We start from the raw sequence: 17,075 nt of genomic DNA on the forward strand, positions 1-17,075 counted from the left end.
TATTAGGCAATTTCAGCAATAGTTAAAAATAAAATAACTATTGCTTCAGAGCGCTTTGAATAAGTTATATCATTATTTAATATAGTGTTTTTCGTTAATTCACAGCATTCAATAATATTTTTATTCATTCAGTCAATAAAAGGAGGTTTAATATGGAAAGAAGAAAATTTGTTCAATTAGCAGGTTTAGGAACAGGCGCTTTAATGATGCCATCCCTTTTCCTGGGAAATAGTATTCCGGTAGAGGCATTGCTCGATCCGGGAATGGATATCGCAGTTAAAAAGAGACTTGCAGATGTCGCCCTGAATACAGCAAGATCACTGGGAGCAACCTATGCCGATGCCAGAATTGGCAGATATCTTAATCAGTATGTTTCTACAAGGGAAGATAAAGTGCAAAATGTTGTGAATACTGAATCTTTCGGAATTGGGATTCGTGTAATCACAAATGGTACCTGGGGTTTTGCATCTACCAATGATGTAACTGAAGATGGGATAAAAAAAGCAACAGATCAGGCCGTGGCTATCGCCAAAGCCAATTCTATAATTCAGAAGGATCCCGTAAAACTTGCTCCGGTGGAGGCATACGGGGAAGTTTCCTGGAAAACTCCTGTTAAAAAAGATTTTAAAGAAGTACCTGTTTCTGAAAAAGTAGAACTTCTGCTTAAAGCCAATGCAGCTGCTATGGACAATGGTGCCAACTTTGTAAACTCCAATCTTTTCATGGTAAATGAGCAGAAATATTTTGCTTCTACCGAAGGTTCTTATATAGATCAGGATATTCACCGCATCTGGCCAACATTTGGAGTTACCGCAATTGACAGGGCTGCCAATAAGTTTAAATCCCGTGATGCCTTGAGTGCACCTATGGGAATGGGCTACGAATACCTGGATGGTCTGGAATCAGAAAAACTGGAAGGTCCTGCCGGACTCAGGTTATACCGTAATAGCTATGATATTGTCGAAGATGCTACGCTTGCTGCAAAACAAGCCAAGGAAATGCTTAATGCAAAATCTGTAGATCCCGGGAAATATGATCTAGTTCTCGAACCAAATCATTTAGGACTTACCATTCACGAATCTGTAGGACACCCGCTTGAACTGGACCGTGTCCTTGGATATGAAGCAAATTATGCCGGAACCAGTTTTGCCACTTTAGATAAGTGGAAATCTGGTGACTTTAAATATGGAAGCGATATTGTGAATCTTTTTGCCGATAAAACCCAGCCAGGATCATTGGGTGCTGTGGGTTATGATGATGAAGGAGTGAAAACAAAACAATGGGATCTTGTGCGAAACGGGGTATTGAAAAATTATCAGGCTATTCGTGACCAGGTCCATATGATCGATCAAAATGAATCTCACGGCTGTTGTTATGCGCAAAGCTGGAATGATGTGCAGTTCCAGAGAATGCCGAATGTTTCCCTGGAACCCGGGAAAGAAAAATATTCCATACATGAAATGATCAAGGATGTTGAAAAAGGGATCTATATCGCGGGCAGAGGTTCTTATTCCATAGATCAGCAACGTTATAACTTCCAGTTTGGAGGTACTGTATATTATGAGATCAAAAATGGGGAAATTGTGGGAATGCTGGATGATGTAGCGTATCAGTCCAATACCCAGGAGTTCTGGAATTCCTGTACCAAAATATGTGATGAGAGTGATTACCGTATGTTTGGTTCCTTTTTCGATGGAAAAGGCCAGCCTTCTCAGGTAAGTGCAGTTTCACATGGGAGTTCCACTTCAAGATTTAACGATGTAAATGTAATCAATACAGGTCGTACTGTTTAAAAACCTTTTTTTCTAAATTAAGAGATACTACAATGGCAATATATACAAAAGAAGAAGCACGACGGATTCTGGAAAAGGCATTGAGCTTTTCCACCGCAGATGCCTGTGAGATGAGTCTGGGAGGAAGCGAAAGCGGAAACATTCGCTACGCCCGAAATACGGTTTCAACCTCAGGTCACAGGTCAAATCAAAATTTAAGCGTTACTTCCAGTTTTGGAAAGCAATCCGGATCGGCTACCATAGACGAATTTGACGATGCTTCACTGGAAAAAGTTGTGAAAAGGGCAGAGGAACTTGCGAAACTTTCTCCTGAAAACCCTGAATTTATGTCTCCCCTGGGGCCGCAAACCTATGATGAACCTAGAAGTTTTATAGAATCAACTGCAAATATAACTCCTGAATATCGTGCGAGGGTGGCTGCAAGCAGTATTAACCCTGCTTCAGAAAAGGACGTTACCGCAGCAGGATTTTTAAACGATTCTTCAGGATTCAGGGCTTTATTGAACTCCAACGGACTTTTTGCTTACAATAAATCTACCGATGTTGATTTTACCGTGACCATGAGAACCAATGACGGAACAGGATCGGGATGGGTTTCCAGAGATTTTAATGATATCAGGAAATTTGATGCAGATGAGGCTGCAAAGGTCGCTATCGATAAAGCTGTTATGTCCAGGGAAGCCAGGGCGATAGAACCAGGGAAGTATACAGTTATCCTGGAACCGGCAGCTTCTGTAGACCTTTTGCGAAATATGTCCTGGGCTTTTAATGCTCGTACGGCAGATGAAGGCCGGAGTTTCATGTCTAAAGATGGCGGTACCAAACTTGGGCAAAAAATCGTAGACGAACGAGTGAATATTTGGAGTGATCCTTTGCATCCCGAAGTACCCACTTCTACCTGGAATGGCGAAGGAATGCCTATGAGGAAAACCAGTTGGATAGAGAATGGTGTGGTGAAAAATCTTGCCTACGATCGTTATTGGGCTAAAGAAAAAGGAACAGAGGCAGTTCCTTTTCCTTCCAACTTTATCATGGAAGGGGGAGATGCATCTCTTGCAGATCTTATAAAAAGTACAAAAAGAGGAATTTTGCTAACCCGTTTGTGGTACATACGCAGCGTAGACCCTCAAACTCTGCTTTATACCGGACTTACCCGGGATGGAACTTTTTATATAGAGAACGGCGAGATCCGGTATCCTGTCAAGAATTTCAGGTTCAACGAAAGCCCGATTATTATGCTTAATAACCTTGAAGAACTTGGTCAGCAGGTGCGAATCAATGGTAATTTAATACCGTATATGAAGGTGAGGGATTTCACTTTTACCAGTTTATCTGATGCCGTTTAATATTTTCTAACTATTTTAATCTGGTTGTGAAGTTCATTTTCACAACCAGTTTTTGTTTATTGAGACGCTGCGCCCAAAGGGGGAGTGTAGTGCCTTCCTTGCCGCAACCTGATGTTTGGTGGTAATAAGGAATAGAATCCAATCGTTCCTTAATGGCATTTTGGTTGGTTTTAAAATAAAATTCTCTGATTTTTATAGATTAAAAATATGCTTATGATTTAGAACATTGTGGATTATTTTAGAGAGCTCAATTAAGATTGCCGTTTTTGCTTCGTTCTTATTTAAACGCATAGGACGCCAGGAAAAACCGCAAAGGACACAAAGAAAAAAAATGATATTAAAAAATGAACCAACAGGATAATTATTGATTTGAAAATTAGAAAAAGACTTCTTGACAGAAGTGCCGAATGGAATAGCAAGACTTTGCGATCTTTGCGAAAACTTTGCGCCCTTTGTGGTTAATGCAAGCACCTTTCTACCAATTTCTCATAGTTTTTTTCCATAATGCTTTAAACAATACCTACTTTCTCAAGTCTAATATCTAATTTCTAGAATCTCCAGGATGAACAAATTCTTCTTCACAAGATTACAATACGAGTCAGGAGACTGGGATGTAGATCAGCGCATGCCTTCAAATTTGCTGAATTCACTTGTGGAGTATACCACGCTAGGGGTAGATAAGAAGGAGAACATTATTCCATTGAGCAGTGACGAGATCTTCAAATGCCCGTTTTGCTATATTTCCGGTCATAAGTTGGTGCAGTTCACCAAAAAGGAAAAAGAGAATTTCGAAAAATACATTCGTAATGGAGGCTTCGTTTTTGCCGATGACTGTAATCATGATATAGATGGTCTATTCGCCAAATCCTTTGAACGGCAAATGGAAGAGATCTTTGGGGTTGCTGAACTAAAAAAGATTTCCAATGATCATGAGCTTTACAATGTGTTCTTTAAATTTGAGGACGGCCCTCCAACTACTTCGCAGGAGCTTAATGGTTGGGGAGATGATCTTGTTCACGAATATTTAAAAGCTATTGAGATCAACGGCAGGATTGGAGTTTTATACAGCAATAAGGACTATGGCTGTGAATGGGACTACGATTTCCGAAACAAACGATTTTATAAAAGAGATAATACCCGTTTTGGAGTTAATATCGTGATGTATGCGCTTACATCATAAAAGAGATACTATATGAATAGAGATTTAGCCGATTTGGACCTGGAAGTAAAAGCACTTACAGGAAAACTGGATGATTTAAAAAAAGAGATCGGAAAAGTGATCATAGGGCAGGAGGAAACCGTGGAGCAGTTGCTTATTACATTTCTTGCCGGAGGACACGCGCTGTTGGAAGGAGTTCCGGGACTGGCCAAAACCCTTATGATAAGAACCCTGGCACAGGCCATAGCTCTTAAGTTCAAAAGAATTCAGTTCACTCCGGATCTTATGCCATCCGATATAATTGGGACCGAAATCCTGGAAGAAGATCATACTACGGGAAAGAAGTTCTTTCAGTTTAATAAAGGGCCTATCTTCGCCAATATCATTCTTGCCGATGAGATCAACCGGACACCTCCAAAAACTCAGGCTGCATTGCTGGAAGCCATGCAGGAATTCGAGGTGACCTATTCCGGGAAGACCTATGAGTTGGAGCGCCCTTTTTTCATACTTGCTACACAAAACCCTATCGAGCAATCCGGAACTTTTCCATTGCCGGAAGCACAACAGGATAGATTTTTGTTCTACATCAAAATAGGGTATCCCAATGAAACCGAAGAAAAAGACATTTTGAAAAACACAACGAGCAGTAAAAGGGAAAAAATAAATCCTGTAATTACCGGCTCTGAAATTCTTCGTTTGCAGGAGTTGGTTAGGGAGGTCCCCATCAGTGATGACCTGGTCTCTTACGTAAACACGGTGATACGGGCTACAAGGCCAGAAACAACAGATAATGAGTATGTTAAGGAATGGGTGAACTGGGGAGCGGGACCAAGAGCCGGACAGGCGATGATTTTAACAGCCAAAGCACGCGCCCTGATGAAAGGTCGGCTTGCAGTTACCCTGGAAGATCTAAAACACGGAGCTTTCCCGGTATTGCGTCACAGGATCATAGTGAACTTTAAGGCAGAAGCTGAAGGAATAATTTCAGATGATGTAACGAAGGAACTTTTAAAAATAAATACAGTAGCTACAAAGGGAGGAAATTAAGTGAAGCAGGATTATCATCAGTTACTAAAACCTGAAATTATAAATACAGTGAGCGGCCTTGCTCTCATCGCCCGTGTCACAGTAGATGGATATCTTTCAGGGTTAAATCACAGTCGCCGGGTGGGTCCGGGAATGGAATTTAGCCAGTATCGGGGGTATGAACCCGGGGATGATCTTAGGCTGTTGGACTGGAAAATGCTCGCCAGATCCGGCAGGTATTACATAAAGCAATCGGAGATAGAGACCAATATTGCGGTAAAATTCATTTTAGATTCCAGCAAATCCATGTTGCACGAGGAAAACGGACTTTCTAAAATGGATTATGTCCGGGTTTTAATAGCCTCTTTAGCATATTTATCGCAAAATCAAGGAGATGCTATCGGGCTTTTTGCTCTGAATGACCGCCATATGCACAGCTTGTATCCAAGGGTTCAAAAAAAGCATTTTAACCGACTTCTACTAGAACTTATCAATATTAAAAATGAAGGTAAATGGCCGGAGGGTACACTGGCTACTGAAAAACTTCATGACCGAAGTCATAAGGAACTCATTTTTTTTATTACCGATATGTATGAAAATACTTCGGAACTAACCAATATTATAAATAGGCTGAAAACAGCCCGAAATGAAGTTGTGGTGCTGCATATTATGGGGAAAAATGAACTTGAATTCGACTATAAAGGAACGGTGACTTTTGAAGATCTGGAAACCGGAGCAAGAATTAAGGTGGATGCCAAAGAAGCAAAAAGCGCCTACTTAAAATCTGTGGAAGAAATGATAAAGAATACCAAAGATGCGTTACTGGCTAAGGGTGTTAGTTATCAGCTTTTCCGGATGGATGAACATTTAGGAGAAGCGCTACAGCTATTTTTAAAGAAACGAAACAATTTGATGTAAATGATTTTCCTGAACCCGACATATCTCTGGGCTTTACTGGGACTCGCCGTTCCTTTAGCCATTCATCTATGGAGTAAAAAGGAAGGCAGGACCATCAAAATTGGAAGTATCCAATTTCTCAAACAATCGGATCCCAAAAAAAGCAGTAGTATAAAATTAAACGAATTATGGCTTCTGCTATTGCGGTTGCTTGTACTTACCATCCTTGTGCTTATCCTGGCAGCCCCTCAGCTTAAAACAAAAGGAGAAAATATACCTTTAACCTATCTCATTGAACCTTCCTTACTGAGTTATGAAAATGTAAATTCTCTCATAGATACCCTGGAGGAAGATGCTGAAAAAAAGCTGTTTCAATCAGGTTTTCCTGAATATCAAAAGGAGGAATTTGAGGAAACAGATTTCAGTATCCCAAATTACTGGCAACTAACCAAGGAAATGGAAGATTTACATACAGATAGTATTGTGGTCTTTACAAATGCTTTTACTTCAGGTTTTAGAGGAAAGCGACCGGAGATAGGTAAAAATATTAACTGGATCGTTCTGGATCCCGGGGAACCAAAAAAGGGATTTGTAGAAGCTGTTCAAAAAGGAGATAAGATTGAATTGATCTCTGTAAAAAGCGATTATCAAAGTTTGAGGTTTGAAAAAGAACTTCTTCCTCTAAACAACGACGGGTTTGTTATAAACGAAAACAGAGACAGCATTATGATCTCTTCTTCGGAAGATCAAAAATGGATGTCACTGAATAAAGCCGATTCCCTGAATGTTTTAGTGAGGTATGACGAAAATCGAATTGCTGAAATGAAATACATCCGTGCTTCCTTCAGGGCAATTTCAAATTATCTGAATAGGGAAATAGCAGTAAAGTTAATTCAGGAATTGGACACATCAAAAACCGAAAAATATCACTTTATTGTGTGGTTAAGCGAGACTCCGGTTCCAAAAACCGAAGTTCCGTTGCTGGTTTTTAAACAGGATAGCCTTGCTAATTCTATTATAGAAGAGGGAGCTTCAGCAAAGGTTTTTCACCTCACCGGTATGCTAAATGCTGAAAACAGCACCCAACAGCATTTACCTGAGCATTTGCTAAGCTTGCTGGGATTGCATGAGGATTTGGGAGAAAAAGTAAAAGAATATGACAGGAGAGTAATGGATAGCAATGAGCTTCTGCCTGTTTCAGAGGGAATTGTAAAAAATAAGGATTTTTCGGAAGCCCTGGATCTCTCTAAATATTTATGGGTACTGCTGGGGCTTTTGCTCATTTCAGAAAGGATCCTTTCAGCCTATAGAAAACAATGAGTACAGCGGGAAAAGACATATTGATACGATTTAAAAACCGCTGGCAGCTTATGCGTTGGATGGAGATCTTCCTCTATGCTATTGGGCCGGCCTTGCTAATCTATTTTCTTTTTCTTAATCTAATCCTGGCACTGGTGGTTTTTATGCTGGTTGCATCGATTTGCGCTCTTATTCTTCGGCCTTGGAGTTTGAAGTTGGAGGATATAAGCTGTTATATCGATGGGAAATTGAATTCTATGGAATACAGTACAGGTTTACTGTTGGTACCACAAAAAAGTTTGTCTGGATTGGCGCAGCTTCAGCAGCAAAAAGTTTCAGCAGAACTCAAAGAAAAAATAGGCAGCATAAAACCGAAAAACAATCTTTTAAAAGCCGGTTTAATCACTTCGGGATTGATCTTATTTGGGTTTATAATGTATCAGTTTAACCTAACCAATCATTTTAGAAGCTCCCAGCCATTGGTGGAAGAACATGAAACCATCCTTTTTGAACCTACAGATTCTGCTTCAGCAGAAAGCGATCCACCTGTTTTGGAGAGCCAGGAATTAATAATAAGCTATCCGGCCTATACCGGGGTTTCTTCTTTTTCTACTTCAAAAATGGATATTCGGGCGGTAGAAGGTTCCCGCGCCACCTGGAAATTGAAATTCAGCACTAAAGTTGACAGTGTCACTATGGAAAGTATGGGGAACAGCCATCCAATGAAACTGGTGGAGCATTCTTATTCCGGAACTTCGGTTTTAAATACTTCCGGTTTTTACAATTTTAGATTTATGGATACGCTTGGAGGCTCCTATGCTTCTAAGCTGTATTCCATAGAAGTAATCGCGGATAAAAGTCCTGTAATTGAGATCGACGCCCTTAAACAATTTTCTTCCTTCAATTTTGATGATGAAAAACGTATGGAATTCAATACTTTGATAACCGATGATTTTGGAATTGCAGATGCATTTATTATTGCCACGGTAAGCAAGGGAACTGGAGAAGCGGTAAAATTTAGGGAAGAAAAACTGAGTTTTGAAGAGCCGGTTAAACGAGGGGCTAAAAGCATGAGCCTGTCAAAGAAAATAGACCTGGATCAAATGAAAATGGAGCCCGGGGATGAACTGTATTTTTATATTGAAGCGAGGGACCTGAAACAGCCTGTGGATAATATATCCAGAAGTGAGACCTATTTTATGGTTATTAAAGACACGGTTTCCTATGGTTGGGCTGTGGAAAGTTCCCTGGGAGTTGATCTTATGCCGGATTATTTCAGGAGCCAGCGGCAATTGATTATAGATACGGAAAAGCTTATCAGCGAACGGAACAAATTATCTAAAGTAAAATTTAATTCCACCAGCAATGATCTTGGTTTCGACCAAAAAGCACTCCGATTGAAATACGGACAGTTTATGGGTGATGAATCTGAAGGCGGGATCACAGCGCAGGAAGCTGGGGGAAATGAGGAGGAGGAAGATCCGCTTGCCGAATTCACCCACGATCACGATGGAGCTAATGAGCACAATCTGGTAGAACCGGAACACGACCACGAGGAAGAGGATAATGAAAATACGAAAGACCCTCTCTCAGAATTTCTTCACGATCACGGCGATCCGGAATCGGCTACCCTGTTTACAGATAATTTAAGGAGCAAACTCCGGCAGGCACTCAATATTATGTGGGATGCAGAACTTTATTTGCGTTTGTATGAACCGGAAAAATCCCTGCCTTATCAATATCAGGCTTTAGATTTGATCCAGGAGATCAAGAACAGTGCGCGCATTTATGTGCATCGTATTGGATTTGATCCGCCGCCCATAAAGGAAGAAGTACGCTTAACCGGGAAAATTGATGAGGTGACCAATTTTCAGAAGAAAGAGGATCTCCAAAAACCGGAATCCTATCCTTTTATCAGAAAAGCGGTTTTAAGGCTGGAGCAATTAATTGCTGATGGGTTTCCGGTTAATTCCGAAGACAGAAAACTTTTTGAACAGGCAGGAAATGAACTCGCAGAGAAAGCCATTGACGAGCCGGGAAAATATCTGCAGACGTTGCAAAACCTTAAATGGTTGTCCCAGGAACGTCAAAACGAACCGGAAATGTTCGTCGATGTTCAACGCGGACTGCTTTTAGCAATTCCCGAACCAGAACCCATGCCCGGAAAAAGAAAAAATTTTTCAGGAGAGATCAACGAATTATTCTTAAAGGAACTGGAGCTGAATGATTGATAATTTCACATTTTTAAATGAATATTTAATCTTGCCAATCTCTTTTGGTGCAGCGATTTTATTAATTGCTTTTATCTGGAAAGAATGGTCACAATCCGGGAAGCATCGTTTGTATTTTAAGGTTTTACTGGCATTTTTAGCAATCTCCTCATTGATTCTTATAGCATTAAAACCAGCAATTCCTGGTGATAAAGACTCGAATAAGCTTGTATTGCTAACACATGGATTTGAAAAGTTTCAGTTAGACAGTCTTAAAAAAGCACATAAAAAAATAAAACAGCTGGAATATGAACCCGGACAATTGATTTCAAAAGAAATTAGAACTGCTGAAAATATATTTATCCTTGGTCATGGAATAAGGGAATATGACTTGTGGCAGCTGGATGATACTCCAGCATTGTTCCTTCGTGGAAACCTGTCTGAAGGGGTTGTAAAACTGAACTATGAACAGGAGAATTTTGTTGGGGATTCGCTGGTGCTGAAGGGGTTGTATGCAAATCCCAAAAGCGGGAACCAACTTGTAATGCAGGATCCTGCCGGAACAGGGCTTGATTCACTGGTTTTTAATACAGAAGAAAAACGAAGTTTCAGGCTCTCTGCCGAATTAAAAGTGGAGGGAAAATACCTGTTTTCCCTGGTGGAAAAGGATTCTTTTGGTGAAATTTTGACATCAGATCCGGTGCCGGTGAAGGTAGCCAAAAAAGAACCTTTACAGATATTGGTAATAAACAGCTTTCCCACCTTTGAGACCCGTTACCTGAAAAATTTTCTGGCAGAAGCAGGGCATCGTATTACGGTGAGAAGCCAGATCACAACAGGTCGCTACAAATATGAATATTTCAATACCAATCGCAGCTCGTTGGGAATCCTGACAGAAGATAGTCTCGAACCTTTTGATCTCCTCATAATAGATGCTGCTGCTTTGCGTAGCCTTCCCGGAAATCAAAGAAGCGCTATAGAAAACTCGGCAAGAGAGAACGGTTTGGGGGTTTTTATACAGGCCGATGATGCTTTTTTTAAATCTCCGGGAATATTGGCAGATTTGGATTTTGAAAGGATTACAGCTACAGAAGTAAGTATAGAACAATGGCCGGGAATAAAATTTCCTATACATCCTTATACCCTAAAAGATGATTTCAGGATTCAATCTATTCATTCAGCCAATAATTTGATTTCGACCGGATATAAACGAAATGGGTTTGGGAGGATTGGTACTACGGTTTTCACAAATACCTACCAGCTTGTTCTGGATGGTCATACCAGGGCATATAAGCAAATATGGTCGCAGGTGGTGGAAAATATAAGCAGGAAAGAAAATCCTGCTGTGGCATGGGAGAAGAACCAAATGATCGCTTATAAGCATGAGCCTTATGATTTTAGGTTAAGAACCGTTTTAGACTCCGTTGAGGTTAAAAACAAGGAGGGAAATACAATTCCGTTGATGCAGGAGGTTGATTTTCCAACGCTTTGGAAAGGAACCACCTGGCCTAAACAATCCGGGTGGAATACACTTCAAGCAGATACTTCCGGGGTTTTTGAATATTATGTAACCAATAAAACACATTGGAAGGCTCTTACGGCGTTTAATACTTTTGAAGCCAATAGGCGCTATTTCATCCGTACAGAGATAGTAGGGCAGGGCTTACGGCCTTTAGAACCTATTAATCCACTGTGGTTCTTTGGATTATTCCTGATTTGTATGGGAGGATTATGGCTGGAGCCGAAGCTGTGAGGTTAAAAACCCAAATTTAAAGGTTGCGATAGATTCCCGAGTGCTTTTAGACTAAGATAGCCAGGAAGTAGAATTATTAAGTGTTCCCTAAAATTAAATTTCTTACATTTTATAGGAGGAAATTATCCGGTAGATATGTGATCCAGCGCCTTTATCTCATTTTTATAATCGGGCGGCAGGATTAGGGCTTTAAACAACCAATCTGCCTTTAAGCTTCTACTCAGCTTATAGATTCCAAGTATAGGATTTAAATACGAGATTCTCCGGAGGCCAAGTAATTCGCCCACCTTTTTTGGCACTACCAGTGTTTGTGCCTCCAGTAAGATGCTATAGCGCATCATACCCAAATGTTTTCGGTACTGGAGGAACAGGTCGGTTGTGTAATGGCTGTGCTGCAAATTCTGGATGATGTGTTCCTGCCGCATCTTTTCCCATTCTTCAAAGTTTTGGGGTAGCCCGTTCAAACCCATTCTTTTGCCAACTCTGTAAAAGACATGGAATACTTCCTGCTTTTCATCTCTGCTCAGCTTTCGTTCCATCATTTCAAAGGAACTTATGGAGTACCCTATGAGCATAAAAAGCACATCCCGATACGCCCAGTCAGGAATGGTTGCGCCGCGTTTTTCTTCTACTGTGGAATGTATTGCCACTATGGAATCGATAGCTCCCATCGCCGCTTGTTTTTCAGAAAAAACAATTGCTCGGGCATAGGAGACAGTGGAGAAAAGCCTGCCCAGGGGATCGGTAGGTAAGCGGCCGGTAAAATATAGCCAGTCTACAGCCTTGCTAAGTGCAAACTCTGCAGAGGCACCTGCGAATATGAAAAGAATGGTATCCCCCTTTCCCCAAATCTCCCGGACTATTGAATCCTTTTCTACAAAATATTCCATTCTCTTTCATTTATTCTTTAAATCTATATTTAGCCTAATTGCAAAAACCTTACCCCGCTGCATAACTGGATTTTCTATAAAATACCTTTCTCCTCTTCCTCTTCCTTCACCCCATCAATTTTTACCTTTCTGGTGTTATTTTGAAGGTTGAGATCGATCAAAAGGTGGTTAGGATCAATTCCTGCATTATTAGGCTCTTCAGATACATTAATGATGAATCTTTTCTTTCCTGAATTAATCCGGTGCTTTTTAAGGTAAATCTCTTTACCTGAAGATTTGTCTTTTTCGCGTGGGGCATAAACTCCAATTTCTATCCAGTCTTTCATAGGAACTTCTGTTTCAATACCCATACTGTCCACCGCTATCTTGCGGGCTTTCACTTCCAATGTCACCTGCCACATACCTGTTTCTAACTTCTTTGTAGTTGCTACATCTGTTTTTAGCTCCCAAAAAGTATTTTCGGCAAAGAGATCCTTCACCAGGTATTGCAGTGTATCAGGGGTTACAGCCTGCAACTCCCGGTATAGATCAAGGGTTGTTGGCAAGGGTGGTTCAGAAGGTTTTTCTTTTAGCAATTGTCGAAGTGCATCATTTACCCGGTCCTTTCCAATATAATTTCGTAGCACATAGAAGGCGAAAGGCCCTTTCCTGTAGTTCAAAAAACTGTTATTTGCACGGAGCAAAGGAGGAGCCGCCTGTGAACGCGGCACTTCATATTCCTGGCGCATTTGAGACAAATATCGCATCAGATGCTCATATCCCAGAGCCTCTTCTACCACCTGCATAGCAGAATAAGTTGCAAGACTTTCTACAAGCACACCTGATCCTTCAACAGTAGCAGGGGAAAGATAGAATCCCCACCACTGGTGCGCCACCTCGTGCGACATTATATGGTAGGGAAGATCCAGACCGTCCGGCTGCGGATTCATCAAAGAATATCCTGAAGCATAATCTATAGTCATTGGTTCTGCATGCATCCCACGCCCTGGTCCCGGCCGCTCCAGAACACGAAAGTGGCTGTAAGGATAAGGACCAAATTCTTTGGAATAATATTCCATTGAAACCTTTGCACTCTTAAGCATCCGGTCAATATTCTCATCGTGCTCCGGATGATAAAAGACCTGGATCTTAACCGGTTTTGATGTTCTGTTGGATGGCTGAATGGAATCTGCAAAAATTTCAGCGAAATTCTCCCCTGGTTCCGGAACCCACTCTGCTTCGCGTACGGCATATTGTGCTGAAAAGATCGCGTAGTCATTATGAATGGGGGCGTTGGTAGCATAATGAAAATACCGGCGGTCTCCTTTTGTCCATTCACGCTGCAGAGCTCCCGGTGCCACAGCAATTTGATCTTTAGCGGTACCTATCACAGCTTCAAAATTGATTTGTTGGGCGTGGCGGTCATCGTACCTTGCCTCAACATCGTAAAGAGAAGGCCGGATTGGTCGCACAGGAAGACCAAATTTTTCCCGGTCCCGTTCCTCGTAAAGACGGCGGTCATCATCAAAACCAATAGTAGGCATCCAGTCTCCCCTTTTAATATGTGAACCGTTTCCTATCACAGATAGATCTACTCCATCATTGCTAAAACCATGCTGCCTGATATTTACTAGAAACTTCATTAATATGGAATCGCCGGGATTTAGTGGCTCTTCCAGAAAATAGATCCTGTATCCCAACTTATCGTCAATTACCACGGGAGAAGCCTGCCTATCAAAAGATACATTTTCTATCTCCTGCCTCGGAATGGTTGTAAAATGCAAAGAATCGATGCTAACATTACTTCTGTTTACCAGATGATAAGTAGCATGAATTTCCGCTGAATTTTCTTCAGGATAAATTTCCACATGCAATTTAGTTACTGCCATTTCCGGCTGGACTGCGGACTTATACTTGCTGTAGTGCCGTTCGTATTCAACCCGGGTTTCCATATAATCGGACTTTTGTAAATATTCATTCCGGATGTTGGTATTGTAGAAAACAAATCCTCCTGATAAAAGAACGAGAATAAGAGCAATAATTAAAGCAGGCTTATAATTGCCTAAGCGATGCCGGGCCTGATAAATGCGGGCACCAAATTCACTTTCTCTGCTTCTAACCCAAAACAGCATAGCTATAACTGCAAGAAGAAAAGACCAGGAGGCCCAATAGAATTTAAACCACAACCAGGGTTTTAGAAAAGGATCAAATCCGCTCATATCACTATAAGACCAGCCCGTATCTGAGGCATAAATAAGCATCTTGTGCTCTATTCCCAGAGTAGGTGTAAAAAGAATGAAACCATAGGCTCCGAGGGCGACCATTAATCCGAGATACTTCTGATTTACCAATACGTGTATAACTAAAATAAGTAAAGCGAAAAGAAGGTAGTTGGTGAACTGAAATCCGAAAAGTGCCTTTACATATACCAGAATCTCAAAGTTATAATAGCCCATTATTAGCTGATTTATGATGCCTGCTATCATCAAGAAAGACATCCAAAAGGCAATTACCATTGCCATTCCCAGGAATTTTCCAAGGAATGCAACAGCTTCCGGTACAGGAACGGTGTCGTATAGTTCATTTATTCCCGCCTCCCGTTCACGCCAGATGAGTTCGCTAGCGTAAAAAATTATGAGCAGGGGAATGATGATCCAATGGGTTTTGTAGGTACCAAGAGCCGGTGTTAGAATTCTTAGTACTTCTTCCGTACGGGCATACAACGGGACTCCAAAAAATTGCATGTATTCTGTTGCAAACAAGCCCGTCCCAATAGCTAAAATTGCAACAATTGTGAGTCCGGCGCGGCTTCCTGCCACCACCAAAAAAGAGGTATGGGCAAGAGCAAGGACTTGCCTGACATAGGTAGCAAACCTAAAATTCCGGGGAAACTTGGGAACCGTTATGGATTGAAATATTCTGTGTTTCTCTACAGCGGTTTCTGAAGATGTTTTTCCTTTTGATAGCTTCTCAGCAGATCGGCGCCGGAACAGATTCCATCCTGAATTCTGCGTTACATGTCTCATATTAAATTTAAAGTAAGTGAGAGCAAGAACTCCCACCGCAATTGCAAACCACAACAGGCGGTTCCAAAACCACAAACCTTCCAACCTGATAAGACGTGTATTTTTTTCAATTGGAGACCAGCCTTCCATATCGGCGGCTATACTGGTTCCCAGGAGATCCATCAAGCCTCCTGTTACCTTCCAGTCAAGGGCATATAATACTGTAGTCCCGCCAAATTGAGAAAAAATAATTATTGCTATACTGGCAAGGTAACCGGCTATTGGCCGGCGGCTAAGAGCAGCAAAAGTAAATTGAATGGATGTAGTTGCAACAACAGTTGGCACAGCCAGATAAGCGAAATTGGTTAGATAGGAGGCGAAACGGAACGGGCTGCGGAATTCAGGATTAAAACCGGGGCCATACAGTGAAATCAGGAAACCCAGATAAAGAAAAAACAGGATCATCAAATTAAGAATCAGAGCTGCAAGAAAACGGCCGCCCAGATAACTTCTCTTACTCACCGGAGCGGTAAAACTTAAAGGATGCATATTGATTTGGAAATCTCGTGTTGCAGCTTCGCCGGCAATGCCTCCTCCAATTACAACCCAAATAAAATTGGCAAAAATAGTAAAGAAAGCAATTGTTCCCGGGGCGTTGTAGTTGGTACCGTCTGTAAGCGTAACCAATCTTAAAATTATAAATCCGAATACCAGGAACACCAAGAACAGGAGCCACGTAGAAAAATGACGTAATAGATAACGTATTTCAAACCGAAGGATTTCTCTACATTTCATAGTACGGTTGGAGTTTCCGGCTGTCCAGCCATAGTTTTGAAATATACATCTTCCAGATCGGGCTCCACAACTTCAAATCCGTTTCCGGGATTTTCAGTGCTGTAAATATGGACTACAGTCCGGCCGCTCAATAATTTTGTAGAAATAACTTTATGTTCCCGCTCCACAACAGGCAAAACCGTTTTGTCAATAATTTTTCTCCATATCTTGCCCTTTAACCCCTCGATTGCCTTTATAGGTTCGGCTTCAATCAAGATCTGGCCCTGGTCAATAATTGCCATTCTCGTACATAATTCACTTACATCCTCTACAATATGGGTGGAAAGTATCACAACACTGTTTTCTCCCAGTTCACTCAGCAGATTAAGGAAACGTACCCGCTCTGCCGGATCCAATCCTGCAGTAGGCTCATCAACGATCATTACCTTCGGATTTCCCAAAAGTGCGACTGCAACTCCGAATCTTTGTTTCATCCCTCCGGAATAGCCACCCAATTTCTGCCTGCGCTTATCCCAAAGATTAGTTTGTTTAAGCAGTGCTTCCACTACTTCTTTCCGTGCCCGTCTATCAGCTATGCCTTTAAGGATCGCAAAATGGTTCAGAAGATCCTCGGCCCTTGATTTGGGATAAACTCCGAATTCCTGCGGAAGGTATCCGAGCGTTTTTCGTACCTCATTTTTTTGCTTTAATACATCTATGTCACCAAGGCTTATGGTGCCTGAATCTGGCTCCTGTAGCGTTGCCAGTATCCGCATAAGTGTTGACTTTCCTGCACCGTTAGGCCCAAGGAGCCCGTACAGCCCGGTGGGAATTGTCAGGTTTACATCCTTCAGCGCCTGAACCCCGTTGGAATAGGTTTTCGAAAGATTGTTTATTTGAAGTTCCATAGTCTGCTATGTTTAAAAATGGTTATTAGTTTATTT

At 41.4% G+C, this 17,075-nt stretch carries 11 protein-coding genes; 8 read left to right on the forward strand and 3 right to left on the reverse strand.

Features of this window, described 5'->3' with window-relative positions; genetic code table 11:
* Positions 1-152 precede the first annotated feature (152 nt).
* From GILLI_RS16025 to GILLI_RS16060, 8 genes are all read left to right on the forward strand, one after another.
* Positions 153-1,793, forward strand: a complete 1,641-nt coding sequence (locus tag GILLI_RS16025) for a TldD/PmbA family protein (RefSeq protein ID WP_006990169.1) — start codon at positions 153-155, stop codon at positions 1,791-1,793.
* Positions 1,794-1,825: 32 nt separating this feature from the next.
* Positions 1,826-3,139 carry a TldD/PmbA family protein gene (locus GILLI_RS16030; RefSeq protein ID WP_006990170.1) on the forward strand — a complete coding sequence of 438 codons (1,314 nt, stop codon included), beginning with the start codon at positions 1,826-1,828 and terminating at the stop codon, positions 3,137-3,139.
* Positions 3,140-3,701: 562 nt separating this feature from the next.
* Entirely contained in the window at positions 3,702-4,319 is a 618-nt protein-coding gene (locus GILLI_RS16035) for a DUF4159 domain-containing protein (protein WP_006990171.1), read from the forward strand.
* Positions 4,320-4,331: 12 nt separating this feature from the next.
* A complete protein-coding gene (locus tag GILLI_RS16040) occupies positions 4,332-5,345 on the forward strand; it encodes an AAA family ATPase (protein ID WP_006990172.1) in 1,014 nt (337 codons plus the stop codon).
* Complete coding sequence (locus tag GILLI_RS16045; RefSeq protein WP_006990173.1) at positions 5,346-6,242, forward strand: DUF58 domain-containing protein; 897 nt, start codon at positions 5,346-5,348, stop codon at positions 6,240-6,242.
* On the forward strand, positions 6,243-7,541 hold the full coding sequence (locus GILLI_RS16050) for a BatA domain-containing protein (RefSeq protein WP_006990174.1): 1,299 nt from the start codon (positions 6,243-6,245) through the stop codon (positions 7,539-7,541).
* A complete protein-coding gene (locus tag GILLI_RS16055; protein WP_006990175.1) occupies positions 7,538-9,751 on the forward strand; it encodes a DUF4175 family protein in 2,214 nt (737 codons plus the stop codon). The genes GILLI_RS16050 and GILLI_RS16055 overlap by 4 nt, the downstream gene beginning before the upstream one ends.
* Positions 9,744-11,483, forward strand: a complete 1,740-nt coding sequence (locus GILLI_RS16060) for a hypothetical protein (protein ID WP_006990176.1) — start codon at positions 9,744-9,746, stop codon at positions 11,481-11,483. The genes GILLI_RS16055 and GILLI_RS16060 overlap by 8 nt, the downstream gene beginning before the upstream one ends.
* A 122-nt stretch (positions 11,484-11,605) precedes the next feature.
* Here GILLI_RS16060 and GILLI_RS16065 read toward each other — a convergent pair whose 3' ends face one another.
* The 3 genes from GILLI_RS16065 to GILLI_RS16075 all read right to left on the reverse strand — a co-directional run bounded on the left by GILLI_RS16065 (position 11,606) and on the right by GILLI_RS16075 (position 17,039).
* The gene (locus tag GILLI_RS16065; protein WP_006990177.1) at positions 11,606-12,373 is read right to left on the reverse strand and encodes an oxygenase MpaB family protein; all 768 of its coding nucleotides are present in this window, start codon (positions 12,371-12,373) and stop codon (positions 11,606-11,608) included.
* Positions 12,374-12,447: 74 nt separating this feature from the next.
* Positions 12,448-16,152, reverse strand: coding sequence for an ABC transporter permease/M1 family aminopeptidase (locus GILLI_RS16070; RefSeq protein ID WP_006990178.1), 3,705 nt, complete (start codon positions 16,150-16,152; stop codon positions 12,448-12,450).
* The gene (locus tag GILLI_RS16075) at positions 16,149-17,039 is read right to left on the reverse strand and encodes an ABC transporter ATP-binding protein (protein ID WP_006990179.1); all 891 of its coding nucleotides are present in this window, start codon (positions 17,037-17,039) and stop codon (positions 16,149-16,151) included. The genes GILLI_RS16070 and GILLI_RS16075 overlap by 4 nt, the downstream gene beginning before the upstream one ends.
* Positions 17,040-17,075: the final 36 nt, after the last annotated feature.

It is taken from the genome of Gillisia limnaea DSM 15749, assembly GCF_000243235.1.
In the GTDB taxonomy this organism is placed as follows: Bacteria; Bacteroidota; Bacteroidia; order Flavobacteriales; family Flavobacteriaceae; genus Gillisia; species Gillisia limnaea.

Excerpts from the sequence above, each read along its gene's own strand:
- GILLI_RS16035 (WP_006990171.1), top strand. The coding sequence starts at position 3,702 with ATGAACAAATTCTTCTTCACAAGATTACAATACGAGTCAGGAGACTGG.
- GILLI_RS16055 (WP_006990175.1), top strand. The coding sequence starts at position 7,538 with ATGAGTACAGCGGGAAAAGACATATTGATACGATTTAAAAACCGCTGG.
- GILLI_RS16075 (WP_006990179.1), bottom strand. The coding sequence starts at position 17,039 with ATGGAACTTCAAATAAACAATCTTTCGAAAACCTATTCCAACGGGGTT.
- GILLI_RS16040 (WP_006990172.1), top strand. The coding sequence starts at position 4,332 with ATGAATAGAGATTTAGCCGATTTGGACCTGGAAGTAAAAGCACTTACA.
- GILLI_RS16025 (WP_006990169.1), top strand. The coding sequence starts at position 153 with ATGGAAAGAAGAAAATTTGTTCAATTAGCAGGTTTAGGAACAGGCGCT.
- GILLI_RS16070 (WP_006990178.1), bottom strand. The coding sequence starts at position 16,152 with ATGAAATGTAGAGAAATCCTTCGGTTTGAAATACGTTATCTATTACGT.
- GILLI_RS16030 (WP_006990170.1), top strand. The coding sequence starts at position 1,826 with ATGGCAATATATACAAAAGAAGAAGCACGACGGATTCTGGAAAAGGCA.
- GILLI_RS16050 (WP_006990174.1), top strand. The coding sequence starts at position 6,243 with ATGATTTTCCTGAACCCGACATATCTCTGGGCTTTACTGGGACTCGCC.
- GILLI_RS16060 (WP_006990176.1), top strand. The coding sequence starts at position 9,744 with ATGATTGATAATTTCACATTTTTAAATGAATATTTAATCTTGCCAATC.
- GILLI_RS16065 (WP_006990177.1), bottom strand. The coding sequence starts at position 12,373 with ATGGAATATTTTGTAGAAAAGGATTCAATAGTCCGGGAGATTTGGGGA.